This window comes from Aestuariibius insulae, from assembly GCF_040783535.2.
GTDB classification, from domain to species: domain Bacteria; phylum Pseudomonadota; class Alphaproteobacteria; order Rhodobacterales; family Rhodobacteraceae; genus Aestuariibius; species Aestuariibius insulae.
In genome coordinates this window covers 1,217,526-1,242,231 of record NZ_JBFONW020000001.1, presented here as the reverse complement: position 1 = coordinate 1,242,231, position 24,706 = coordinate 1,217,526, and the positions used below count along the sequence as shown (strand labels likewise).

Here is a 24,706-nt window from a genome sequence, read left to right as displayed (position 1 = left end):
GATCTCTTATTTGTTCCAGCTTTGCGTGAGCTTCACGCCAGCATCGAGAAGGATCGCTTCAATCCATGCAAGTGCGGGGCGCCGTTCGAACTCAGACCATAGTCGTTGGTTCGAGTAGTCGTTGAGGCAGCGCGTGCAACTTGTCACGCAGTCGGGGTTCTCGCAATTTAGGATTCTTCGGGCAGCGAGAAGAAGGTCCACAGATTGAAAGCCATCTTCCCGCGTCAGCCGCGTCGAATAACCAGCCCCGCCGGACACCGTGTCATAAAGCACAATCACGAGATGGCCGTCGAGCCTTTGAACAATGGCCCGAAGGTCACGCGCGTCCGTCTCGAGAAGCTCTGCTGCGCCGAGGCGTAGAGCTTCTTGCAATGTGCGGTCGATATTCGTCGACGTAATTAGATCTCCGTTTGGATCATGAGGTGTACCTTGAAAGAGAATAGCGCGCACGTCTGTCTCGAAGACATGCGCGAGATCGATCGGCCAGACTGGGAATGAGGGGTCGTATCGACAATCGCGCCCCGTTCGTGGGTTGGTATGAGCTTCCAAGGTCATAGGTTGCTGCCAGGCATTGTTGGGGCCAGCACTGATTGCAGGCACGGCGTGCTCACAACGGGGGCACCAAGCAAATCCGCCGCCATGCCGCCCTTTGTTGACAGTGATGATGCGCCCCAATTGATCGTCAGGGCGGTTTGAGCCTGGCGCGTGGAAGGTCAAAATCCCCGGCACATCCGTCGGCGTGTAGCTTGAGATTGGCGCTTCGGTCAGCAGAAGCGCCTCTTCGGATACGGTCGATCGAATTCGACTCGCGCCCGGGTCTCGGCCCTGACCGTCGCGCACCGACGTGAGGAAGCCGTGCGGCATGAGGAAGTCGCGCTTTCTATTGATGGAAGAGAACTGCGCACCGCATTGAGAGCAGTTTTCGTCGCGGGTGACACGTTGAGGGGTGATCTGCGGAGATCGGCAGACTTCGCAAACGCGATACTGAGCCTTCTCGATAAACGCGTCATCACCGGTGAACTTGGATCGCTTTGATATCCCGTCAGAGATCCAAACACGGCCACCAGCGACGATTTCCGAACCAGGAGCATATTCTGAGATGCCGATGGCTCCATCACGATCAAGCTCGAGCACGGAAGTGTCGGACGTTTGACCAGCCGCGTTGAGAACTTCGAGAGAAACGGAGTGCACTGGGAATGAATAGGTGGGGATGACCGCGCGCCGAGACAGCTGATCGATCATGAACTGCCCGATGTAGAGGCGTTGTTGTGTGCGAAGCGCCTCTTGGTATCGGCCGATGCGTGTGAAACCGGCAGAGTCGTTGGCGTCGAGTTGCTTTCGCTCCTCTTCAAGATCATCTATGCCGGACTGCATGATGGTCCAACGCCCCCAAACGGCATCGGCGAATTGCATCACTCTATTGCGTAACTCTCGGCGGCAACCTTCTGCATCGAGCGCAATATCCGCATTTGCGGCAGGTAGACGCGTTCCGAGCGCGGCCGCTGCCGCGACGTCTTCATCTGCGTTGTCGAGCCAAGTGTTGAAATTTTCATCAAAGGCAAGGCGCGCGTCGTCTGTCAAAGCGCTGGCGAAGACATCGCGAAGTTGAGGAGACCCGCTTCGTTGGTAGTCTGCGAGGCGGCGTTCGAGGAATTTCGCCAGAAGCATTGAGAGCTGGTGACGCTGAAAGAAACCACCGTTGTCCAGGCTGAGATACGGCACGCGTGGTTGCTCAGCCAGATATTCTTCGAACCGTTCGAAGACAGAACGGTCATACCTCCCGGAGCGGGAGGTTGTCAGAACGATAGGGGCGACTTGGGCGCGTCGCCCTGCCCGGCCTGCCCGCTGCTGATAGCTTGCGATGGATGGCGGAACGTTCTTGCAAAGGACACTTTCCAGATCACCGAGGTCGACGCCCATCTCCATCGTCGTCGTGCAGGAAAGAAGGTTTACCTCCCCGATTTTGAAGTCTTCCTCGATCGCGGTTCGGATTTCACCGGCAATCGCCGCAGTGTGCTCGCGCGCAATCCCCATGGCTGGATGCTCGTGGTATCTTGCAACGTAGTGGTTTTGCTCGAAGAGATCCGCGCGCTCCTCTGCGGCGATTTCAGTCAAGGTTCCCTTGCAGCCCATGGACTGACAAACTCCAGCGGTGTCGAACTGAGTTCGACTTCCGCACTTGATGCACTGATAAAGGTGGGTGTCCTGGCCAGGCACGACTTTGATGCCGGGGCCAAACCTAAGGCCCCGTCCTACTCCATGGCGGGCAGTGATGGAGCGAGGCCCCTCCATCACTTTCCAGAACGCAGTCAGAACATCGAGTATCTGGTTGTCGTCGATAGCCTCCCCTGTTGCGGTCGCCATTTTTTTAAGGAGAGCGGTGAAGCGGTTTGGTCGATTTGCCGCGGGGATGAGATTCATCGCCGTTGTTGCTCGGCTATTTTTCTCTCGTGTAAAACAGCGCGTCTGCTGCGCCGCAATGCGGGTCCAGACTGATTCATCGACCAGGTCTATCATGCCTGATCCCTGATCTGAGACAGCGCGATGTTCTCTGATCATCTTGAGAAGATAACGGACGTAAGCTTCCGCGAAGGGCTTCATCTTTTTCGGAAAGTGCTTCTCGACGGCGAAGACCGCACGATCGAGTTGATCGTAGTTGACGCCAAGGAGCCCAAAGCCTTCAAGGCCGAGACGTCCGCGGCCGAGGGTTGTCAGCTCAGCGACGATCAGGGCCTTCAGGCGCTGCATTTCATTTGTGCCGGTCTCGAGCTCTGGCAGAACACCGGGCCGGTAAAGTCTTAGTCCGTCTTTACGAAGCTCGTTTCGAACGGCAGAGACAAGATTGTCGATGTCGATTTCGCCATTGGCTTCGACGGCGCGGAGAATAGCACTGCGAAGGGCTTGCTCTCGCGAGGTGCGTTCAAAGAAGGGCGCAAAGAACGCGGCGTCCTGTCTGTTGTCAGAGAAGACCAGCAGGTTTCGTCCATCCATGGGGGGATTGGTTCCGAGATCTCTGGCAGGCATCGATTCAAGGATGGACTGCGCAGCAACGGCAGCAAGGGCTTCATCGCCCGGCCTAACCGTCGTGATCGGCTCCGGAAATCTGGATGAGCGATGGTGGCATGCTACGCAGCGCGGCATGTAACGTCGACCGTCGTCGGGATCCTCTTGCAGCTCGACATTCTCGAGGGCAACAGCGCCAGCCGCCTCCTCTTCGACCGGTAGGCCAGAAGCGGGGTCGAAGTAAATCATGTGCGGTGTATCATCTTCACTCGAGGTGTCATCTTCATCATCCTCCTCTACAGCCTTGCCGCCAGAGACCAAGCGCAGAAGACGACGAGGGCCGCCACCCGGCGTCGCCTCAAGGTGCGTGGGGCCATCCCAAGCCTCGATATAGGGTTCGCCGCAATTTCGGCAGACGAAGAGCTCAAAAGCGGGGCGCGCTTCGTCATCCATTTCTGCACCAATGACGACTTGCGACAGGCTTTCGCTGTCGTTGGCCTTAAGGGATACGCCGGTTCTGTCCGGTGCTCGCGATATCAAATGGTATCGAGCAGGGAGAAGAGGAAAGACGGCAGCGCTTCCGCTGACAGCCAAAACGCCGATAGAGATCAAACCGACCAGTGCTGGAATTGCGCCTTCATCCGCATCGGGAAACACGTTCTCAGCAAGCCGAGGGAGGGGGATGGATCCGCCTTCGAGGCGGCGGGCGATTTCGTGAACTTCCTCGAAGTCTGACAGCCGTTCGATTAATGCATCACCCAATGAAGGGTGAGAGGGGTCGAGGTTTAGTGCGTCCAGCCCAAGGAACTCCGCTTCGGCATTCCAGCTCTCGATGTCCATGGGAGCGCCTGTCTGAACGGTCTCGCGAACCATGTTTGCCAAGTTGGAGGCGTTAGCCCAGTCGTCAGAGCTAAGGCCACTTGCCGAGGCAGGCTTGGATAATTTTGGATGCAGTTTTCTCTTTGATGTAATGACTGCGGGTTCGCCAGCGAAGGGCTCGCCGAAAAGTCTTTCGGCGAAGTCGGAAAGCTCCCCTTTCCGCTTTGGGTTTAGCGATGCCGATGTACCAACGCATCTGACTTTTCCATCAGGGATCTCAAGGTGAGCCTTGAGGCGCCGCAGTAGGAAGGCGACTTCGATCGCCTGAGCGCCCGTATACGTATGGATCTCATCGAGAACGATGCGAGCGAGGCGCGCGTTCTGAAGGAGCGGGCGGTTTGTAGGCAGGAGCAGAATATGCTCCAGCATCGCATAGTTGGTGATGAGAATGTGCGGGGGTGTCTGCCGCATTTCCTGCCGCGAGAGCTTCCAGTTGAGAGGAACGTCGGCGTCCTCTCCGAAGGTTTGTTGGAAGCTGGGGGTTTCGCGGAGCCTTGTGACTTCCTGTTCTCGAGTTGCATGGGATTTCACCTGCCCAGTGTAGCGGCCAAGCGTGATGCCAGGATCTCCGAGATCGCGAAATAGGAGCTGGGCAATCCGGCCGAGTTGATCGTTCGCCAGAGCGTTGAGCGGATATACGAGGATAGCGCGCACGCCAGGCCGTTCGAGATTACCCTCCTTGAGGATGTCATTGATCATTGGGTAGAGGAAGCTTTCCGTCTTACCCGAGCCTGTTCCGGTTGCGACGAGATAGTTCTCGTCCCGGAGCAGTGTCTCTTCTTGGTGGGTATGAAGGGGACGCTCCCACACGGAGGGCTCATTCTGACCAAATTCGACCCATCTGTGGTCCAGTAGACCTTCACTGTGAAGTTGTGCGAGGCTGCGCCCTTTTTCGAAATCTGGAAGAGTTTCGACGTATGGTCCTTTTACGAAGGTGAGGCGTCTGACTTTTTCGCGGAGTCGTTCGGCAAGTTTGGGCGCGCGGATCTCATTTATTGGAGAAGATGTTGCCACAAAACGCGCGAGGGTCCGATTGAGGTCTTCGCGGTAGGCATTCGGATCGAGAATTGTCATTGGATGAATGCTCCCTGAGTGGTCGCGTGGCCCCAGAGGGCACGAAAATAGGCGAAGAGTTGGACGCCTGCGCGTAGCATCATGGTCATGGTGGAACCGATGTCTTGCCGTGATAGCCCCGTTCTCAAAATCAAATCATGAAGGAACTCCTCTGATCGCTTTTCGGCACAAGCACGAGCGAAACGCTCGATCTGAATCGCGATCTTCGCAGGAATTGGGTCTCCGCCTCCATTGTTATCAAAGGCTCGAATTTCATTTAGGTGCTCAACGTGAGCTTCACAGATAATCCGGCAAGCATTGCCAAGAGCGCCGCCTCCAATTAGGTCCACCATGTCTGTCTCTCTCAAACGGAAGCGAAGATCGACAAATGCGGTGCTTAAGGCGTTCGCTGACAACCCGTTCGGAATATCAGGGTCTTCTTGCAGTCGATTGATCCATGCTCCAAGCGGATGCCGGACCATGAGGTCTGGAGGTGGTTCCGGTGCTTGGATGGACTTCATGAGATCGAGGCTCGTGAAACCCGTTCCTTCCGAAAGCCCGGAAAGAGCGTGGGCCCCAGCCTCGAATACCCAAGGTGCCACCCCGACTATGTCGTGGCGAGCTGTGCCCCCGCCAAGTCGCGTGACGTTCAGAACTGGCTTGATGGCCCCGACGATCCTGTTTTTGGTGAGAACGTCGAATGCCTGCGCATAGGCGGGGTATAGTGCTGTCGACACTTGTCCGCTCAGTGCGTCAGGTTCCGGATGCGCCAGCATTTCAGCAAGTTTGACAACGGCACTGCGGTCGGCGGGGATTGACCCGGAGATCCCGATCGCAACGGGGGATCGAGATCCATCCCCTACGGGTTCGATGACGCCGTTGACCGATATGGTTTCAAATGTGATTCGCGCCGGACCCGAGAGCTGGGCTTTGTCGACACGAACCGTGATCAGCTTGGTGCCCTGGTCTCTCGTGGCCTCGATGGCCGGAAGAGGTGGCAGTGATGCCGGCAACACGCCGAAGGTGTAATCTCCGACATCGGTTTCTTGTCCGACCTTTTCTACATGAACGCGCAGGAAGTCGACGTCATCATGTGGTCGAAGCGTTAGGACGGCCAAATCTTCAGCTTCGTGCAGCGCGAGGGCGCCAGCGTCGGTGACGCGACGAAGGCGAGCGAGTAGGTCCAGCTTTCCATCCGCGCGTCGTATTGCGATGCGGTCGTCTCCTGTATCCTCTTCGAGTTTCTCAGCCCCAATCTCAAAGATTTGGCGTTGGATGAACGGGCGATTGATTTGCTGGCCGAGGACAATCAGGTCCGCATTACGATCGTGACAGCGAAATCGGAGCATGTCGTGGCGATTGTCGTAGCCAAAAGTCACCGTTCCTCCTTTTGGGACGAACACCTGATCATTGCTCGCGATCCGAAAGTGCCAGAGCTTTTCAGATCGGGCGATCAGATCGAACTCGAAGGCTTGCTCTTCGAGCGCAAGGCCAAGGATTGGTGTTTCAGCTTCAGATCGCGGATCAACCGAAAGTCGATCAAAGGAGTCAACGTGCAGTCCAGAACTTCTTGCAGGCACGTAGTTGGAGGGAACCTCGACGTTTTCAAGATCGCCGGTCGGCGGTGTCACGCCGGGCCAGACCCAGGAGGTCGCTTTGAGATCTGCGCGTGCGTTTGGATCACCAGCAGCGCCGGGGATCAAGACTTCGACGATGATCTTTCCGGGGTCGCTGTTAGGATCGAAGCCGAAACTATTGAATGTGACGCTCGCGTCGTTCTTACCATTGATGCGGATGCTCCTGTATCGCGACGAGACGCCAATTCGTGCACGCAAGATCCGCTCTTCGCCACCAACCTCAAGATCAAGCCGCATATGAATCTTGAGGTCATTCGCATAGAGAGCGCTATTTCCGTTTCTCCCGAGAACGGTGCCATCAAACCAGATCGCCGTGTCGATCGGAGCGGCGATTTGCAAGAGAGATCGATCTGATAACGAGAGCGTTTCACCGATTTCGATCCACGCAGAGAAAACTGCAGGATCAGCGGTCGGGATCGCTGCTCCAAACTCTGATGCGCTGAAAGGAACCTTGCTGATAGCAATCAGTCGCGTCGCAGATACTTGGACTTCGTCGATCGTCTCATCGACACGATATAGCAGCGAACCACTGTCGGCATCGAAGAGCATCACTTCGTTTTCGGTGGGTGCGAACGCAACGTCGATGTTTGCAGATCCCGCAATCCAGTTGATTGTATCGGGCCACGGGGCCTCTATGGATGTTCGCTTCCCACCAGGTATCTGTCTTGCGAATATACCATCCTTGATCGACTGAGATTTTGATGACTTCTCAGGCAGAAGCCCAAGTCCATTTCGATGCCAGATGACTGCTGGTGGTCCAACAATATCGGATCGTTTCTTTCCAATCCGGCTCGCAAATGTGTCGTAAGCTTCGAAGAGGGATCTTTCGCCCTCGCCAGCACCAGTATCGCCACGGCGCCAAGCATCGAAACGGCGCGCGTAATGGGCGGATTCATCGAAGCGAATTGGGGCGATAAGACGCGGTTGTCCCGCACAATGATTATCAACCGCAATTCGTTGCCAATGCCGGGAGGCAACCGTATCTTCGATCGCCGGTGGACCTTCTTGGATCGCAGTCCAAAGGAAAGCTTTTGCAAGGTTTTCATGTTGAGGCTCCGGCGCGCCAAGTGGTGCGAAAAACACTGTCGTCGGATCAGTGCTGCTCACAATCGGAATGCCGATTCTTCTGGCCGCTGTTGCGAACCGAGCTTTAAATGTTCTACGATCATCGCCGCGGATCGACTGGTTGAGAAATGCTTCTAGGTGAGGATAAACCTCCCGGTCTTTGGCTGTGTAACTCTTCGAAAGCGGGTAGAGGACGGCCCAGACCCCGAGTGTCGGGAACCTCATCAAGAGCATGTCGATCGAGTATTGGCGTGCAACGCGTCGGGCAGAGGCGAAGAGAGAGTCGGAAAGCTCAAGGTCAGCAATAAATGGAGCCGAGCTTTCGGCAGTCCACAGAGACCGCATTTCTTTCTCAATTACGCTTAGGTCGCTGATCGCCACTATAGTTCACTTTGCAAAAAGGCATAAGACGAAGGCAAAGCCTAATGTTCGATATTGAAGGTACTATTGCATTCTTTCAACCATGAGCCCCTCTCTCTTATTAAAACTCACACAAGGCTCAGATGGACGCAAGGCACTGAAAAAAGAAACCTTTCGCTCGACTCTGAGGTTCGCCTGCGGATCCCTCATTCGCTACGAGAGCTTGCAAGTTGCTTTTGGGTGGTCCGGCCAGCTGTATGGTTGATCCGTGTCGGGCGCGGAGCCCTCAAATTGCTCAACCGCACGGCACGTCGGCCGCGACGTCATGTTTGCAGGGTCAATTGCGGCCATACCGTGTTGTAGCTGTATCACCATGGGTCAGCTCGCGCTGTGCGTCGTCCATGTTGTCAAAGATCTCCCCATCGAAGCCTTCGATAGACGTGTTCCGCTGGGACCATCCCGAATCAAAACAGTTTCATGGCGGGGTTTTCCGTCGACCCATCCGAGAATGGCCCAGCTGGTGAGACGGCTCTTTCGCTTTCGTCTGCTCCTTCAGCGTTGGCGCGGGCTCCACATAACGGCAAGGGATTTCGCGGGCAGCAGTTCAGCTTCGAGAATACTTGCGGCACTCGAAACGGTTGCAGCAACAGTTCGCACCTGCAGCGAACTGCCGATATCCTGAAGAACCGTCCGGAAACAAGACCGCCGCCAGGTCTTGGCGTCGAAAGTCTGCTTTCGTACATCGCGCAGTTTCATGCTGCAAAACGGCGAATGTCGCCTTTCCGCCCCTCGAGCCAAGGCGTCTCGTTCGCCTTGCTCCATTCCCTATTATCCTCCCCCAAAACTTAATCGCCTTTCTCAGCCCCGACGCCGCTCAATATCTTGGAGGCCGGTCTCTGCCTGATCTGCCGGGAATAGCTAACTCTTTGATTTGTTTATCGTTCCTCTTACGCCAGCGCAGATCACCCGCATGTCGCACCCCATCTCCCTTCCCCTCCGCTCTTGATTTTCCGGTCCTGTGCAAAAAAAATCTGCGCCTGATAGGGGGACGGGTCTAGGGCTGGAGGGCTCCGAAGGTTTGACCTACCCCCCTCCCGCTCGGACGACTGAGCTGCCGGTTCACCTCGAGGTCACTATCGACGACATGCTGTGCCCTATGTCATCTCCACTCTACTTCGAGCGCGGCGTTCGCCACCAACACCCATGTCCTTTGAGGTTTCGCCTGGACGTTCTGGTTTGGACGGGTAGACCAGTGCCGATGATGATCCGCGCCGCCATTCCGCTGAGCCGATGTCCGATCCCATAAACCAGCTGGTGGGGCGGAGGATCCGTCTGATCCGGACGGCCCGAACCCTCCGGCAGGAGGATCTCGCGCAAGCGCTCGGCGTCTCGACCACCCAAGTCCAAAAATACGAGAATGGGACCAATCGGGTGCCTGCCAGCCGTCTTTTCAAGCTGTCGCAGCTCCTGGAACAACCAGTCGGCTGGTTCTTCGACGAGCCGAAGGGCAGATATGCAGTGACCGCAGTCGATCCCGAGGCGCTACAACTCGCGCAGACCGTAATGGCGATCTCGGACACGCCCAAACGGGCGGCCCTGCTCCGGCTCATCCACGCGCTTGCGCGACGCTAGGCGAGGGAGGGGCCAGACTCCTCTCATCGCTTCGCCTCGCCTACCTTCCGCCACGGCGTCGCTTCTGGCATGGCGTCGCTCAGCCTGACCTTCCGCAAGACGCCTTCCGTCTTCAGCTTTCGCCGCAACCAATCCACCGCCATCCACCAACGGATATAGGCATTCCGAGCGGCGCTGATCTCGGCAGCGTCTGGATGCCAGCGGCACGGGCACCAGCGGACCTCCACCTTGCGACTGACCCAGCTGCGACCCCGTAAGCCGTTCCGCATGGGACGCCGGACGGTGAGGGTCTCGAGCACCGCGGTCTTGGCCATGCCCTTCAGATTGCGCTCGACCGGCTCGATCCGCGGCCGGGCCTCCGGCATCCAGTCCGGCTGCCGTCCGGTTCGGGCCAGTTCGGCAATCGTGATCGCCATCCGCCGCCCGCCGAGCTCAGTTGGAAGGTCAGCCAAGACAGCCGCGATCGTCTCCGCATCCTCATGGGCCGAGCTCCGGCCGATCGAGGTATCGATCCGCATGCCGCCCAGACCGGCACGCTGCAGCAGCACATATTCCATCCCATAGCCGCGGGCTTTGGGCGCGGGCTGGTCTACGAACTCCAGACGGACCTTCTCACGTGCGAAGGCCCATTCAAGGGCCTCGAGAATGCCCCGCTCGGACGGAAGCTGACGCGGCCGAGGATGTGGAGCCACTGGTCGAGGCGGCAGATTGATGACTGTCGACCGGGACTGACCGTCATCCGGTGTCTCACCGGGCTCGCTTGGCGCGATCCGGGTGACCTCGGTTTTTTCCAGGAAAGCGTCGATGGCTGCCTGCTCTTCTTTAGTCATTTTGGCGCTTTGGCCCATTGTTTCACCTTTGATTCCTAGATGTTGTTCCTTCGACAGAAGGAGAGAGAATATGTTGAATGAGAGAGTCAGCTCATGGGGCGGCTGGGGCAGAACTCGTAAAGCTGGGGCCGAACCCCAGCAAAGGCGCCAAACAGATAACCCACTGAACAGAAACGCATAATCAAGACGGTGGGGCCCGTGGGGCGCTTGGGGCGCAGAATCGGGACCTACACGTGAGAGATCTCCTGCAAGCAAAGCTCCCCACACCCCGGATCTCGCGCGCGCACGTGAACCCCGCCAATTTGCGCCCCAAACGCCCCAGCCGCCCCGAACGAGGAGTAAGCCTTTGTCGCCCATACTGTTTTCGGATCGAACGCCCGCGAAAGAACGGCCCCGTTCTGGGGCCGATCTCGGAATTCGGCCCCAGAATTCGAAGAACTTGGGTAAAGGGGTGCGGGGTGCGGGCGGCGCTTTGAGGGGAGGAGGCCGCCCGGAGCATCACGTGAAGTCATCCTCGTCCGGCGGTCCATAGCCGCTGGCGCCGCTGGCGTTGCCAGAGCTGTCCTTGCGGACCATCGGCAGGCCTTTGGCGTCGCGAGGGGCGTCAGCGAGGCGCTGGCGCATGTCGCCCGTCAGACGGACGCCGCTATAGCCACGCACACCGACCCGCTTGTGGCGCTGATAGGTCTTGCCGCTGTTCGGGTGCCGGTATTTACCGCTGCGGTCCTTGAGCTTGCGCTGCAGATTGCCGGGCTGCCAGGCATGGGCCGTGTTCTCGAGCAGATAGAGATAGCAGGCATCGACGAGATCGCGGGCCGAGATGAACTCCGCGCTGCCATCCATCTCGCAGGCCGTCGCAAGGAAGTCGCCGATCGGATCGCTGTCCTTGCGGTACTCTTCGGTCGCCTGCAGCACCTGCGGCGGCTCCTGCAGACCGCCTTCGAGATAGTCGATCAAGCCCGCGATCATCCAGTTCAGGATGCCCGAGCGCTCCTCCTCGAAGAGCGTGTCGCCGAGCTTCTCGTCGCGCCGCGCCTCAGGGATCTGCACTTCGAACGGGCAGAGCAGCGGCCGCCGCCAGATCCCGTCATCGGTGCCTCGGATCTCGAGCTTGTGGTTGCCAGTGAAGACAAGCTTGAAGTAGGGCGTGAACTCGACGAAGTCCGAATGCAGGTTGCGCACCAGCATCTCGTCGCCGCCGGTCATCTCCTTGATCTTCTGTTCTTGCAGCCGCTCGCCCTCTTCGGGCTCGGCCGTGATCGCGGCGCGGGCACCGATCAGGCGCATGAGATCGGGCGTGGCGTCCGAGCCCGACTTGCGGTTCTTGCCCGTCAGGCTCTCGATCTTCACCATCGTGGCATAGTCGCCGAGCATCCGCCGCATGAGCCCCGCCAGCAGCGATTTGCCGTTGGCGCCCATGCCGTAGCAATAGAGGAACTTCTGCACCGGAAGGGCGGTCACCGAGAGGCCAAACCAGCGCTGCAAGAAGGCGCGCATCTCCGGATCGGGCTGCACGGTTGCAAGAAAGCGGTCAAACTTCGGACAGGTCGCGTCCGGATCGTACTCCACCGGCATCAGCTTGGTGATGTATTGCGGCCGGTTGCGGCCTTCGATTGGGACGATCCGCTCATGCGGCAAGAGAACGACCTCGGCCTGTTTGCCGCCGCCGTCCTCGCGCATGTCGACAATGGTAAAGCGCAGGAGGCCGGACTCGGTGTTGACCGTCAGAGGATCGGCGTCGAGATCCTCGACCTCGCGTTGCAGCGTGGTGGTGGCTTCCAGCAGCAGGTTCTTGATCGCCCCGCTATTGCCGGTCGATCGCGCAAAGGCCTTGTGCCGGGCCCGGGACGATCCGCGCCCCCAAAGCTCCCCGTTAAGCTTATCCCGCTCGGAAATCAGACACTGTCGCTTCTCGGCCCGGTCATCCTCCGAGAGATCCGGATAGGCCGCCCCTAGATCCCGCAGCTCGCTCCGGATCGCGTCCAGACGCTCGACCCGGCGACGCTCGGCCGCGTTGAGCTGGAGGTGCGGGATCTCCTTTTCGATCCATTCGTGGATCGTCTGGCCAAGGCCGCGCACGGCGATGCCATCGGGATCGAGCTTCCAGCGTCTCTGATCCCAGAGATGCCAGCCGACGCGCGGCACGAATAAGGCGTCCTGCCCGCAATAGATGACAAAGCGACGGCTGTTGCCGGTATCGTTCTGTGCCTGCTTAGCGCCCTCGACTTCGGGGCTCGGGATGCTCTCCGGCGGCCCTTGCCGATCGGGGGGCGGGGGACCGTCGCTATAGCCATCGTCTCGAGGCGCCGCGCCGGGTCCGGAAGAGACTTGTTCCTCTGGCGACACATCCTCGGCGTTCTCGAAGGCGGCTCTTACCTCGTCCGTCTTGTCGGTCATGCCGACCCCATCAGCAGATCGTTGAAATCCACCCCCTCACCGGCCCGGACGATCTGGCCGCGCAGATCGGGGCAATGGGCCATCGCCCTGCGCAGCCCGCATTCCAGCTTGGCGCGGGTCATTTTCGGCTCGGAATCCCCGTCCATCAGATAGATCAAACGTTTGACCCAAGGCGGCGGCAAAAAGGCCTCTTCATCGTCCAGATCAGGCAGCCCGGAATAGCGCTGGCCTTTGATCTTCCGCATTCGGCCGGCCATGTTGCCGAGATCGATGCCGCACCAATAGTCCGCATTCGGGACCGGCTGCACGACCTGAGCCGCGAGCGTCGTTTCGATCCCTTCGCCCATGATGAGAACCGGCGACGTCGCCATCGGTGTCAGGCGAATTGCGCCGCCTTTCTTCGAGCCCAGCACCTTCTTGGCATCGAGCACCGTTCCATCGTGTTCGATGATCGCCTTCCACTTCGACTCCGGAGAGGACAGATCGATCCACGTCCGATGGACGCCAATCAGTTGACCCGAAGGAGCCACGATCCCCGCCAGCATGGCCGGTCCCCGATGGAGTTCTGTCCAGGCCCCGTCGATCATATGCATGTAGCGAAGCGCCGGGTGGAAGCGCAGCGCACTTCGGGATGTGTCGAATTTGATTCCACGCAGGGCCAAGTATTTCTCGGCCGTACTCCCGGAAAAGATGCGCGCATCGGCCCAAAGCGCCCGCGCCATCGAGATCGCCTCGGCCCGCTTCCGCGCCGCGATCTGCGCGCGCCTCTTTTCGTCCTTCTCTCGTCTCTTTCGGCGGCGCTCGATCTCCTCATCGGACAGCTCCACGGCCCGTTCACCGACCAGCCAGTCGAGAGCTTCCTTGAAGTCGCAGTTGAGGACGTGTTCGACCAGGCGGATCCCGTCGCCACCGCCGCAGGTCCGGCAATTGAAGACGTTGTCTCCTGGATTGATGGCAAACCGGTCCGTCCCGCCGCATTTGGGACAGGGACCGGCGAGCTCATGACCAAGCGGCTTCAGACCTTCGATCTTCAGCCGATCCGCAATCTCCTTGATCGGCACCGCGCGGGCCTCCTCGAGGCGTCTATCGTCGGACCCGCTCATTGGCCAAGCTCCCGACCGAGTAGCGTCTCCGCCATTCGAATGAGGGTAAGCTGCACAAGCATCTTCAACTGAACCATCTGCCGGCCGTACTCCGACCCGCCTCGGCGGCAGGCCACAAGACCTTGCGCGATCGACAGGAGCTGGACGGTGGTGTCACCCAGAGGCTGCTTGTCATGCGACGGCAGGGAGACTTCACGCTGATTGATTAGCAGCTGCAGCCGGTTCATCTCGGAGACGAGGATATCCTCCTCTACCGGATCCAGTCGGCGGCAGCACAAAGCGGCCCCAAGATGAAGAAGCGCCCGCTCTTCCTTTGTTGGCGCCCGGCTAGACATGACCGATACGCCGTCGCTCCGCCCACCATCGCGGCGGCATCGAGCCATCATGACGGTCGGCGGGTACATCTCGCATCACCTTGTCGATCCGGTGATAGGCGCCAACCACAGAGCTGCGCGAGACACCGAACCGCTCCGCGATCTGGGCGAAGGTTAGACCCTCTACGTCCCTCAGATGCAGGAGCTGGAGAAGCCGCTGATCGGTCCAGTCGGTCGCTTTAGGATGGCTCATGGCGCCTCCAGCAAGGACAGGAGCCGACCATCCGGCGCCAGGGTCAGACCGAGCTTCCGGCAGTCGAGCCGGATCGTGGACAGACCCACGCCCCAGTCTTCGGCGATCTGACGGGCGGTCTCGCCCGCCTGCAATCGGCTCCAGAGATCACGATGGCGATCCGAAAGCCGCCGCGCCTCCTCGGACCGATAGGACTTACACCAAGGAGAAGACTCCCCAGCCGGAACCAGGTCATTCGCGATCTCGCACCAGACATAGGTGGTCAAGCTGGTCTCGCCCGGTGGGATCCGGCGGACGCGGCCCGCCGCAACGGCCCCGTCGATCAGGGCGCGCTCTGCGGCAGTGAGCACGCGGCTCATGGCAGTCGCCCTTCCCGAGGAGCCGCATCCGTCAAATGCCAAAGCGACAGAGCGATGCATGTCAGCACAGACTGGCCCTCACCGAGCCGTCGCGCGCCCACTTTGGAGTTGCCTGCTGCGCTCATGTCGCCGTACCACTGGCATAGTCCCGGTCGGGCAAGACATCTATCGATACGGATTGAGAGGGTTGAATGTCGGATCATGAGCCACCCCATACATCCTCTATAAAGGACGTAGCAAGTGTCTTCTATCGAGGACGTGCGATTTTATCCCCTTTCGCGGATAAGAAAGGCATGGAGTATGGTGATTTCAGAGAACGTCTGCGTACGGCCGTGGCGGCGTCGGATAAGTCTCTCCGAGCGATCTCATTGGCAGCAGGCGCAGGGCCTGGCTACCTTCATAGCATTCTCGAAGAGGGGAAAAGCCCGTCGGTCGATCGCCTGATGAAAGTCTGCGATGCGATCCCGGTCAGCCCCGCCTACATTATGCTCGGCATCGACGCGAAACCAGAAGATATGACTATTCTCGAATTGCTGCACAAAAACCCGGATGCCCGCGACGGAATCCTCAGGATCCTCGGCGCAGCATCTTCTTGATCTCTTCAATAATGATCGCCTTCTGTTCCGGCGTGAGCTTCTCCAGAAGCTCTAGTAAATCGTCCGTGGTCATCTAATCCTCCGTAGCGCCCCTCCAAGGACCGACTCTACCTGAGATATGTGGATCTCATAGGGAAATCGCCTCGCTACGTCCTCTATGGGGGACGGCCACTCTTGACATCCCCTATAGAGGATATAGTCTCTCTCCCTCATAAAGGAGACCTAAGATGAAGGGATGGCGCGCAGATCGGACGGAACATACCCCTTGCGAAGCGGCTGCCGGATCGAGGATCGGAGAGCCGTTCATGGGACGGACGAGGCGTGGCTCCGGCCTCATCGCGCCGAGGCAGAGCCCACGCTGCGGCCGTCCACGGAGAGAGACCCAGGAGGACTGAGATGACCCAAGTCAGGATCGTCACCGAGGACGACCTTCACCGGGCGATCGCCCCGCTCGAAGCTCAGCTTGCGCGTCTGGTGACGGCTCTCGAAAGCGCTCAGGTCCGCCCCAAATCCGCCTGGCTTTCGGTAAAGGACTACGCCAGGCTTCTGGGCGTGACCGAGCGGACCGTGCGGCGCCATATCAAGGACGGGCGTCTGGAGGCGCGCCGCATCGGCGGTGCGATCCGGCTCAGACGGCCATAGCCGCGCGGATCATCCAAGCTTCTTCGCGAGAGCATCGGCGCTCTCGTTATAATAGACCATCAGCATCCTCAGGTCCTTATGGCCGACCATTCGGGCCAGGTCGAGCACATCGAGCTTCTTAGCCAGCTGCGTAATCGCGCTGTGGCGCGCATCGTGGAAGGTCAGGTTCTCCACCCCCGCCCGATCGCGAAGCTTGCGCCAGAGCGCATCCAGCCGGGGCGGTGTAAGCCCAAAGACGGGATCGGCCTCCGGTAAGGCGGTCAGAAGCGCCACAGCCCGGCGGGACAGGGGGACATCGCGGGGATGGCCGTTCTTGGTGTCGACGAGGCGCGCCACCTGCCGGCCCAGATCGATGCGGTCCCAGGTCAGGCCAGTGATCTCTCCGGCCCGCATCGCGGTTTCGATCGAAAAGAGGAACGCCTGATAGGCGCGTCCCGTGGCGGTCCTGAGATCGTCGCCCGCAAACTCCGCCAGACGCGCGATCTCCTCCGGCGTCGCGAGCCGGTCCCGCGGCGGCGGCGCCTTCGGGCGACGCACCTCGCTCATCGGATTGACGGCGATCATCCCCCATTCCCGGCGCGCCAGGTTCAGGACCGACGAGATCAGCTGCATCTCCCGAATGACCGATCCCGGCGCGACCTCCCGAAGACGCCGGTCCCGCCACCCCGCAAGATCGGCGGGCCGAAGGTTCCCTATCCGGATCGCGGCGATGGCGTCACGCTTGAGCTTCTCAAGCCGGATGATCTCCCACCGAGCGCCCCGCTTTTGCGGCGAGACCTCGCGTGCATATCGGTCGAACAGCTCTGCCAACTTCGCCTGCGCCGTGATGATCTCTTTGTTCAGAACGAGATATTCCTGCTGCGCGGCCCAGTCTTTTGCTTGTTGCCGCGTCGCCCAGACCATCGATCTGCGCACACCGCCCCGGGCAATCTCCGCCCGGTACCGTCCCGAAGAGAGTTTCCTGATGCTCGCCATCCAACGCACCATGCGTAATTTGTGCGTAAAAGGATGACCACTTCGGGCCGTCTTGTCTAGGTCAGCTCTGGGGCATGGGCCAGGTAAGTCGCTGATCTGAGGAGAGATTCATGAAAGAAGAGGACAGATCAGAAGACTGATTGGTGCGGTGTGGGGGCACCATATACAGCATCAAATCCCCCCTTTTTCTATGACCCCTTAGCTCTCTGTGGTTTGATTAACTACAGAAATGACGACAAAGAGCTTGGCTATGGACTTACAAGTGAAGTACCTCAGCCTCCACGCGAATGAGCGCTGTCGCTACCGACGGGCAATCCTAGAAAAGCTGAGAAAAAAACTTCGGTGGTCGTCGGGAGATCACGAAGGTTCTAGGCAAGACCGCAGAAGAAGCGATGGCCAAATTCGATAGGTTTTCGAAACAGGTTGAGGCCGCTTTCGACGCTGGAAAACCGCTCGACAACACATCGTCCCCAATCGATGCGCTCGAGGAAACTCTTGCTTATGTGAAAATGCGGGGTTTCGACCCTTACCAAGGCAAGGAGGGTGTCTCAGTGAATGCAGTAGAAGTTCGCGAGTACTTCGTCAAAGAGATCCTCTCTAAGGATCTACCGTCAGGACCGAACGGAGAGCATCGAAGGCCTCAGGATCTGACGCACCGCGATCAACTAAGCATTGAGCTTCTACCAGGCGGTGAAACAGAGACGGCCATCGTTCCTACGCTCTCAGAGAGCTTCAACTATTATCGCAAAGGGAAAGGTCACACAGCTCCAGATGCTGGCCGTAAGAAACTGCGACGCTTTCGAGATGTGGAGACTTTCGGGCTCGCAGTACGGGAATATGGATCCTCCTCTTTGAACGAATGATAGACCTTTCAGGGGTGACGTATCAGCCTGCGACATGTCAGAATGATTTGAATTTGATGAGGCAACGGAAAAGGCGCTCAAAACTTATGGCGCAAGACGATCTGGCAGCGGAAAAACCATCGGTAGTGCTCGATGGCGACAGCCCCCTTACTTTTGATCTAGATGATCTCGGGTCCGGTCAACCTGTGTCTTTGCGGGATGGTGACCCGGCACGCTTTGGTGTGTTTGGGTGGGATGATCCTTTCGTTAACACTGACGGCATCCGTCAGGCAGACTGGCATAACATCGACATCGCCATGATCGGCAGCTCACGTCTACAATATGGGCTGTCGCCAATTTGCAATCCGATTTCTCTTACGCCAGAGAATTGGCGCGTCGTATGCGGTGTAGTGCGTCCGGCATTCCTGCTTGTGGAAAGTTTTATCCAGTCGTTCGACGGACACTGGTATCTCGATCAATTCCATACGGCGGATCAGTCTGATGGGACTTCTATCGCCGAAATCGTTGTTGCCTTTCGCGCAGCCGGGATCCCGACCGTCTTTTGGGATACTCTCGACGTCGCATTCGCTGACCATCTTGGCGGGATGGCTGATCAGTTCGATCTGCATTTTTTCAGCGACGGTCGACATCTTGACGGTTCGCGCTCCCGCTCGACAGTAAAGCGCGGAGATAGCGAATATCTGCCGCCTGCCTGTTCGCCTGCTCTTCAAACCCCGATCGATACCTCTCGCGGTTTTGCGGATCTTGGTTTTGCCGGTAACAGACGGCCAGGTGATACCGTTCCACGGATACTTTTTGACGGTTGGGCTGATATTATACGCCATCGTGACGCATTGTCGTTCCTCGAGACCCTGACGCCGGACGGCCTTCGGATCGTTGACTCGCGCTATCGGCTTTACAAAAATCAGATCGAGACGAGTGGCCCCCTCGGCGAGCATGTGCTTGGCTGTGTAACCCGTCCAAGTCTATGGTCTTTGACGCGGCGCGCCTCTGCGCGGATCGTATCGACGCAGACGATTGTGACGCCTCATGCGCAGCATTGGGATTTAGTAGAGGCTGCTGCCTGTGGCACGGCGATATTTCAGCACGGCACCCCGCAGCCAGGAGGTGCGCTGGACGGATTTTATGATTCCTATGAGAGCGGCAGCGATTTGGTCGATGCTGTCCAGAAACGGCTCGCTGATCCCGTCGATCTTTTAAACGAAACCCAACGAGGGTGGCGCCAAGCGGCGGGAAAAGAAAGCTATGCGCACCGGCTTCAGATTATCTTCGATCGGCTAGGGCTTGATAGCAAAGTTCGCGTGCAGCCAAAGGTATCCGTCTTGGCCGTAACGTTCCGCCTTCAATATCTGGAGCGCATTCTCAAGCAGTTTGACGCGCAGACCTATCCCAATAAGGAGCTTGTTCTTGTTGTTAATAGCAATGAGATAACTCTTTCCGATGTGACAAAACAGATCGGCATCCGAAGCGATGTTCGCATCGCAGTGCTGCCTGCTGAACGAGTAGAAGCGGGAAGCCTGAACCACGGAATCCGCATGGCGACAGGCGACTATATTGTGAAGATGGATGATGATGATCTTTACGGACCCAATTACGTCTCTGACATGATACTGCACGCAAGCATTCAAGATCTTGATCTTTTTGGAAAGGCGAACCGGTTCTTCTATTTCTCTGAGCTCAACCAAACATATGCACGGGACGAGAAGCAAACGTTAAAGCTAGTTAGGTCCGATGATTTACTGGAGGCGCATATCGGCGGGGCGACCCTTTCTGGAAGGACCAGTTTTTTTCGCCGGAACCCGTATCCCGAAGGAAACTTCTCTGCCACAGACACGCATTACTATTCCAACTTGCAAGGTCGTGTCGATGGGCGCTTCGCAATCCTCGACGACAGTAGTTTTGTCTATTGGCGCCGCGGAGCTGCAGAGCATAGCTGGAAAATCGATAATGAGAAAATGCTAGAAAATATGACATTCGTAAGTGATGGAGTTCCTCAATCTATGATAGAGTAGTCGTATCATGGCATATTCTTCCGGAGCCACAAAGGTATTAAATGGATGTAGCGCCCTTCTGTGTAGTAGGTCTGTTGAATATCAAAAGCGCTACGGTATTGCTAACTACACGGTCGAGGAACTTGCCAGAATGGCTGAGGATGTTGACTTCGACGGTCGGCGAGTTTTGGAGTTTGGCGGCTGGAGCATCTCGACAGAGATCACGATTAGCGACTTAGGTGCTTCAACATGGATCTCAGTTAATATGATTGGAAGTATTTCAGGCGCATATCAAGAACGACGCTTTGGACATCTGAAAGACGTGGAGATCCTTGACCATGATGCCGACGCCAAGAAAATAGGCCGGCAGCCTTCCACGATAATTGACGGAGACGCCACACTTCCACCTCCGGCCTTTTCGGACGCTTCGATATAGTTGCCTCCTTTGCAACGATCGAACATGTGCTGGATATGGTGAGGTTCCTTGAAAAGGCATGGCGTGCGTTGGTGCCGGGCGGTTTTTTTGCCATAAGGTTCGGCCCGATCTGGCCGTCTGTGATAGGGCATCACGCATATGTATCGAAAGATATCAATTTTCAGAAACCCGACGGACCAATCAGCCCATGGGGGCATTTATTATTGCGTCCTCTAGATATGCTTGAAAGCCTGCTTGCCGCTGGTGTGACCGAAACTGATGCTGCACTTACAGTCCAGCAACTTTATATATCTCCGCGTATCAACAGATATTTTAGCGAGGATTACCAAGGGTTCTTTGACGCATCGCGTTTTGCATCGACAGAATTTAAGGCGGCTTGGCCAAAATTTCCTCCGGCTGACATCGATGCGGCTCTACAGTTGATTTATCTGAGGCATAAGGAGTTTTGGCCGGAGCTTGGTATACCCTAAGTTACAAGACGTAGGACCGCCGAACCGATACTGAGCGAAGAAGAACTATTACCGGGCTAGGGTGACGATGACGTGATGATAAGGTAACTCGGAGGCCTATGACCAAGAAGACGTGATCTAGTTGGCCCTTTGCCTATAGTATGATCGAAAAGCTTTATCGGCTTGAAGCCTGTTCCAATTTACCTTTAGTCAGCAAGATGAAATCGAAAAGGGCCATCACGATGAAGATCGGGTTCATCGCCAGATCAACACTTGGCGCGATGGGGGAAGCTGCGCTTACGAACTATGTCCGACTGGTCCAAGAGCATCACGACGTTTTTGTTATTCAGACGCCGGGTCAGGAAAAGATTGTCAGAGCTCCATCCACAGGTTTGCAGCTTTATGACGTCCCGGCCAGTCCAGTAGCAGAACGTCGACGCGCGATCTACGACGTTTTGCGCAGCACGCGGCCTGACATCGTTCATATGATACAAAGTCCGTATTGTTTCGATGATTTTATGACGTTGAAACCTGTTTTTCCAGATATTAAATGGTGCCTTGATTTTCGCTCGCCTCATGTCGGACCGCGCGATGCGCCAAGCCTAAAGCGGTTTCAACAAATGCATCTTCACGTCGACGGCCTGATGACGCATTCTCTGGAAAGCCTACGCACTAATATTCGTCGCCGATGGCGCGCGGCCGTTGAAATTCCGCCGGGCGTCGACACCGCCTCTATCCCATTTGCTCCAGCGCGAGATAGGCAAGATGGATCAACGCGGCTTCGTCTCGTTTACGTGGGCAGTCTATCAAGAACTCGCAAGATCGACGCCTTGCTTGATATGATTGCCCAGGCTGTAAAGGTAACTCCGAACCTGCATGTAGACTTTTTCGGTGCTGGAAATGCTGAAGAAGAGCTAAAAGGCCATCTGATCAAAGCAAATCTTATTGATCGAGTGGTGTTTCAGGGGCAGGTTGATCAGGCGACGTTGTGGCAACGCATGAATAGCTATGATGCTGGAATTGCCTATGTTCCGAATGAAATGTTTGGCTCAGCACCATCATTGAAATCGATTGAATATGCCGCACTTGGGCTACCGGTTCTGGCCTCACGTACACCAGGTCATGTCTCCTTCCGCCGCAGACATGGGTTTGCATTCAATTTTTTCAGCAACACACCCGGTGGCCTTGCAACCGTACTTCAAACTGGCATAGATCGCTCTACAAAAACAATACAGACCAACCGGAAAGCCGCCGAGGCCCTTGACTGGAGGCGCATTATAGAAACCCGATTGCTTCCTGTTTATCAGAAACTGCTGCAATAAAATCTTAATCTGACGCGAGCAAATCTCTCGAGATCTTATCGAGCTGTTTTGCGGCCATTGTAGCGTACGTCTTGCGTATCGAAACGTTATGTGCTCGAATTGCGTCTGCTTCGGCTTTATCCCGCGGACGCTTCAGCATGAAATTCATATCACGAACGCCGAAACAGACTGGCACCTTAATATTTTCAGATAGGAGAAACGACATTAATAAAGCATCGTGACTTTGCCAAGGCTTCACAATGTCAGGCAATATCACACAGGTGTCGAGATCTACGCCTTCAAAAGCAATCTCGAAGTCATGGAACGATACACCCAAGCCGCGTCGCGCCCGCGTAAGCGCAAAGCCTTCCTCTCCCCCTTGAACATGGCTTTGTAGTAAATGCGACGCGAGCTTCAGGTCTGGATGAAGGCCTAGATAGCGATGAGCTGTCTTATCTGGTAAGCCGATCAGGAAGGGTATTTCGTGCGTATGAAGATCCTGCCACGATAAACGGTTCGGGGTATTGCCAACGTAAATATGAGCGTCGGGGATTCCAGTTTGGGGATCCATAGCTTTCCAAAGCCCGGAAAGCGTCGCCAGACGTTCGTCTTCGGTCATGTGTTCAAGTACAGCGAAGAGCATGAACACTGAACCAGGCTCAGCTGCACTGACGGCTGCGGCGACGACGTCCGCCGGGGGGAGATGGTGGAGTTCAAGATTATCGAGGCCATAGGCCTTTTTGCGTTCGAGGCAGAGCTCAAACATTTGTAGATCTATCTCAAAGGCATCCACATTCTTGAAAATCTCGGTAAAGGCGTGAGTAACAGATCCTGCACCACACCCGATTTCGACCACTTTACGAGTTGATGCCGGAGCACTCTCGGGGAAGGCACTCGTCATTCTTGGGCCAAATTCACGGTGAAAGCGGTCACGGCGCGCATAAGAGACATTTGCGATTGCAGCGTCTGTGTAACCGCGGCTTCGAAGCTCCTGGGCAAATGCCTCAGTGGCAGGGTGATCCGCCAGAGATGCAAGGGGTTGGGTGTTGCTTGAGGATGCAGCTGCCCCGACTGCATTAGCTTGGTGCGACATTGCTTCTCCTGAATGTCAGGTCGATGTCTATCAAGTGCTTTGATAGACTTGCACGGCTCGGCGCATCCGTGCAACACCTGCTTTGGCACAGATTACATGGGGTCCGACATGAGTGATTGCATCGTTATCACGGGGGCCGGTCGATCTGGTACATCACTCGTTTCAGGCCTTCTTGCAAAGGCAGGCATGCGTCTATCAGACGACTTGATCGAAGCGAGTGTCCAGAACCCACGTGGCAGTTTTGAAGATCGGGAAATCTTTTTGCTGCAACGTGAGATGCTGGCACAAGTGGGCCCCCTAAGATTGCCGCCGCCAGAAAACTGGATGGATAATCCCGCCGTCTCAAAAGCGGAGCCCTTATTGCGAGAGCTTTTAAGGAAGGGCGTTGCGGGTGAGGATACAGAGCCGGACAAGGGTCTAAAGCCGTGGGGCTTTAAGAGTCCCGACACGGCATATACATTTCGTTTGTGGCACCGAATCTTTAATGCCGAAAAGGTCGTTCCAAAAATTGTTCTATGTATACGTGAACCGTCGGCGGTCGTTACGTCTCTGATGAGACAGTATAACTGGGATGCAGGGACTGCCGAGCTCTTCTGGCTGACCAAATACCTTTCTGCGATTATAGATACTGGCGCTAATGTCTTCTTCGCCCGTTATGAACACATCTTGCGCGCTGATATGGATCATATCAATGCTTTGTGTGAGTTTACAGGTTTGGAGGGTGGGCTGAATCGCAATGCGGTAGATGAACTCCTAGAGCCAACCCTCAATCGCAGTGGAACCAACGGCTACACATGCTCTATTTCTGCTGTCGAACAGATGTGGGACGTTTTGAAGAGTGCCGTCAGTACGGAATTTGATCGTGAGATATTGCTCAAAAAAGCGCTGGAGATAAACGACTTAATTGCTCCGTTACGTGTCTGGCTGAATGAAGCTTACCGTATACATCAACAACAAGTGTCTTCAGTAGCTTCCAATACCAAAGATACCGATATGCCCTTGCGCAAAGCTTTGGAAGAAAGCGAATCTACTTTAGATGCGACTCGCAAGGAGTTTAAATCATCGGTTCTGCAGAATGTCGAACTGGAGCGTAAGATCGTCCTCGCCACCGAGGAAATTGAACGTCTGCGTGTCTTCTCAGCTGCTGCTGATCAGAAACGCAAAGAATCCGTAAGTAAGGCAGAGGACTTACGCCATGAGCTGGCAGGTGCACGCTTGCTTCGTAGAAAGGTACAAGAACCCAGAGAGAAATCAAATGACATTACCCATAAGGCAAACAAAGCTGCTATGAGGCGGTTAAAAACTGAAGTCGCCACTCTGAAAGACGACGTCATAGAGACTCGGAGTAGCACAAGTTTTCAACTTGGACATATTTTCATTCGAGCAATAAAACGACCAGGTCGTAACACAATAGCGGCTCCGTGGCGCATATTAAAGCTTAGTCTTGCTCAACGATCGCGACGAGCTCAATAGCA

Annotated in this window: 20 protein-coding genes; 9 read left to right on the top strand and 11 right to left on the bottom strand. The window is 56.6% G+C overall.

What is annotated here, in order from left to right; all coding sequences use genetic code 11:
* Nucleotides 1-6: 6 nt before the first annotated feature.
* From AAD018_RS06045 to AAD018_RS06035, 3 genes are all read right to left on the bottom strand, one after another.
* Entirely contained in the window at nt 7-4,956 is a 4,950-nt protein-coding gene (locus AAD018_RS06045) for a DEAD/DEAH box helicase (RefSeq protein ID WP_367313030.1), read from the bottom strand.
* Entirely contained in the window at nt 4,953-8,018 is a 3,066-nt protein-coding gene (locus AAD018_RS06040; protein ID WP_367313031.1) for a hypothetical protein, read from the bottom strand. Before AAD018_RS06040 ends, AAD018_RS06045 begins: the two co-directional genes overlap by 4 nt.
* 531 nt (nt 8,019-8,549) lie before the next feature.
* The gene (locus tag AAD018_RS06035) at nt 8,550-8,753 is read right to left on the bottom strand and encodes a hypothetical protein (protein ID WP_412005187.1); all 204 of its coding nucleotides are present in this window, start codon (nt 8,751-8,753) and stop codon (nt 8,550-8,552) included.
* 534 nt (nt 8,754-9,287) lie between these two features.
* On the opposite strand from AAD018_RS06035, the gene AAD018_RS06030 reads away from it, so the two are divergent.
* Nucleotides 9,288-9,629 (top strand): helix-turn-helix domain-containing protein, encoded by a 342-nt coding sequence (locus tag AAD018_RS06030; RefSeq protein WP_367313033.1) that lies wholly within the window; start codon nt 9,288-9,290, stop codon nt 9,627-9,629.
* A 23-nt stretch (nt 9,630-9,652) separates the two neighbouring features.
* Here AAD018_RS06030 and AAD018_RS06025 read toward each other — a convergent pair whose 3' ends face one another.
* From AAD018_RS06025 to AAD018_RS06000, 6 genes are all read right to left on the bottom strand, one after another.
* Complete coding sequence (locus AAD018_RS06025) at nt 9,653-10,459, bottom strand: hypothetical protein (protein ID WP_367313034.1); 807 nt, start codon at nt 10,457-10,459, stop codon at nt 9,653-9,655.
* Between the two features lie 498 nt (nt 10,460-10,957).
* On the bottom strand, nt 10,958-12,856 hold the full coding sequence (locus AAD018_RS06020) for a phage/plasmid primase, P4 family (protein WP_367313035.1): 1,899 nt from the start codon (nt 12,854-12,856) through the stop codon (nt 10,958-10,960).
* Nucleotides 12,853-13,959 (bottom strand): DUF7146 domain-containing protein, encoded by a 1,107-nt coding sequence (locus AAD018_RS06015; protein WP_367313036.1) that lies wholly within the window; start codon nt 13,957-13,959, stop codon nt 12,853-12,855. The genes AAD018_RS06020 and AAD018_RS06015 overlap by 4 nt, the downstream gene beginning before the upstream one ends.
* A complete protein-coding gene (locus AAD018_RS06010; protein ID WP_367313037.1) occupies nt 13,956-14,294 on the bottom strand; it encodes a hypothetical protein in 339 nt (112 codons plus the stop codon). The genes AAD018_RS06015 and AAD018_RS06010 overlap by 4 nt, the downstream gene beginning before the upstream one ends.
* Entirely contained in the window at nt 14,287-14,526 is a 240-nt protein-coding gene (locus AAD018_RS06005) for a GcrA family cell cycle regulator (protein WP_367313038.1), read from the bottom strand. The genes AAD018_RS06010 and AAD018_RS06005 overlap by 8 nt, the downstream gene beginning before the upstream one ends.
* A complete protein-coding gene (locus AAD018_RS06000) occupies nt 14,523-14,885 on the bottom strand; it encodes a hypothetical protein (protein WP_367313039.1) in 363 nt (120 codons plus the stop codon). Before AAD018_RS06000 ends, AAD018_RS06005 begins: the two co-directional genes overlap by 4 nt.
* A 191-nt stretch (nt 14,886-15,076) precedes the next feature.
* Here AAD018_RS06000 and AAD018_RS05995 point away from each other — a divergent pair, with 191 nt between their 5' ends.
* Together AAD018_RS05995 and AAD018_RS05990 are read left to right on the top strand one after the other, a co-directional pair.
* Entirely contained in the window at nt 15,077-15,481 is a 405-nt protein-coding gene (locus AAD018_RS05995; protein WP_367313040.1) for a hypothetical protein, read from the top strand.
* 396 nt (nt 15,482-15,877) lie between these two features.
* A complete protein-coding gene (locus AAD018_RS05990) occupies nt 15,878-16,123 on the top strand; it encodes a helix-turn-helix domain-containing protein (protein WP_367313041.1) in 246 nt (81 codons plus the stop codon).
* 9 nt (nt 16,124-16,132) lie between these two features.
* Here the strand turns inward: AAD018_RS05990 and AAD018_RS05985 are convergent, their stop codons facing one another.
* On the bottom strand, nt 16,133-17,098 hold the full coding sequence (locus AAD018_RS05985) for a tyrosine-type recombinase/integrase (RefSeq protein ID WP_367313042.1): 966 nt from the start codon (nt 17,096-17,098) through the stop codon (nt 16,133-16,135).
* A 392-nt stretch (nt 17,099-17,490) separates the two neighbouring features.
* On the opposite strand from AAD018_RS05985, the gene AAD018_RS05980 reads away from it, so the two are divergent.
* The 5 genes from AAD018_RS05980 (at nt 17,491) to AAD018_RS05960 (ending at nt 22,159) form a co-directional block, all read left to right on the top strand.
* Nucleotides 17,491-17,961 carry a hypothetical protein gene (locus AAD018_RS05980; protein ID WP_367313044.1) on the top strand — a complete coding sequence of 157 codons (471 nt, stop codon included), beginning with the start codon at nt 17,491-17,493 and terminating at the stop codon, nt 17,959-17,961.
* Nucleotides 17,962-18,047: 86 nt separating this feature from the next.
* Nucleotides 18,048-19,973 (top strand): glycosyltransferase, encoded by a 1,926-nt coding sequence (locus tag AAD018_RS05975; RefSeq protein ID WP_367313045.1) that lies wholly within the window; start codon nt 18,048-18,050, stop codon nt 19,971-19,973.
* A gap of 7 nt (nt 19,974-19,980) precedes the next feature.
* Nucleotides 19,981-20,388, top strand: coding sequence for a hypothetical protein (locus AAD018_RS05970; RefSeq protein WP_367313046.1), 408 nt, complete (start codon nt 19,981-19,983; stop codon nt 20,386-20,388).
* A gap of 35 nt (nt 20,389-20,423) precedes the next feature.
* On the top strand, nt 20,424-20,858 hold the full coding sequence (locus tag AAD018_RS05965) for a hypothetical protein (RefSeq protein WP_367314193.1): 435 nt from the start codon (nt 20,424-20,426) through the stop codon (nt 20,856-20,858).
* A 140-nt stretch (nt 20,859-20,998) separates the two neighbouring features.
* Nucleotides 20,999-22,159, top strand: coding sequence for a glycosyltransferase family 4 protein (locus AAD018_RS05960; RefSeq protein WP_367313047.1), 1,161 nt, complete (start codon nt 20,999-21,001; stop codon nt 22,157-22,159).
* A gap of 4 nt (nt 22,160-22,163) precedes the next feature.
* On the opposite strand, the gene AAD018_RS05955 is transcribed toward AAD018_RS05960, so the two are convergent.
* Entirely contained in the window at nt 22,164-23,231 is a 1,068-nt protein-coding gene (locus tag AAD018_RS05955) for a methyltransferase domain-containing protein (protein WP_367313048.1), read from the bottom strand.
* A gap of 108 nt (nt 23,232-23,339) precedes the next feature.
* Here AAD018_RS05955 and AAD018_RS05950 point away from each other — a divergent pair, with 108 nt between their 5' ends.
* A complete protein-coding gene (locus tag AAD018_RS05950; protein ID WP_367313049.1) occupies nt 23,340-24,704 on the top strand; it encodes a sulfotransferase in 1,365 nt (454 codons plus the stop codon).
* Nucleotides 24,705-24,706: the final 2 nt, after the last annotated feature.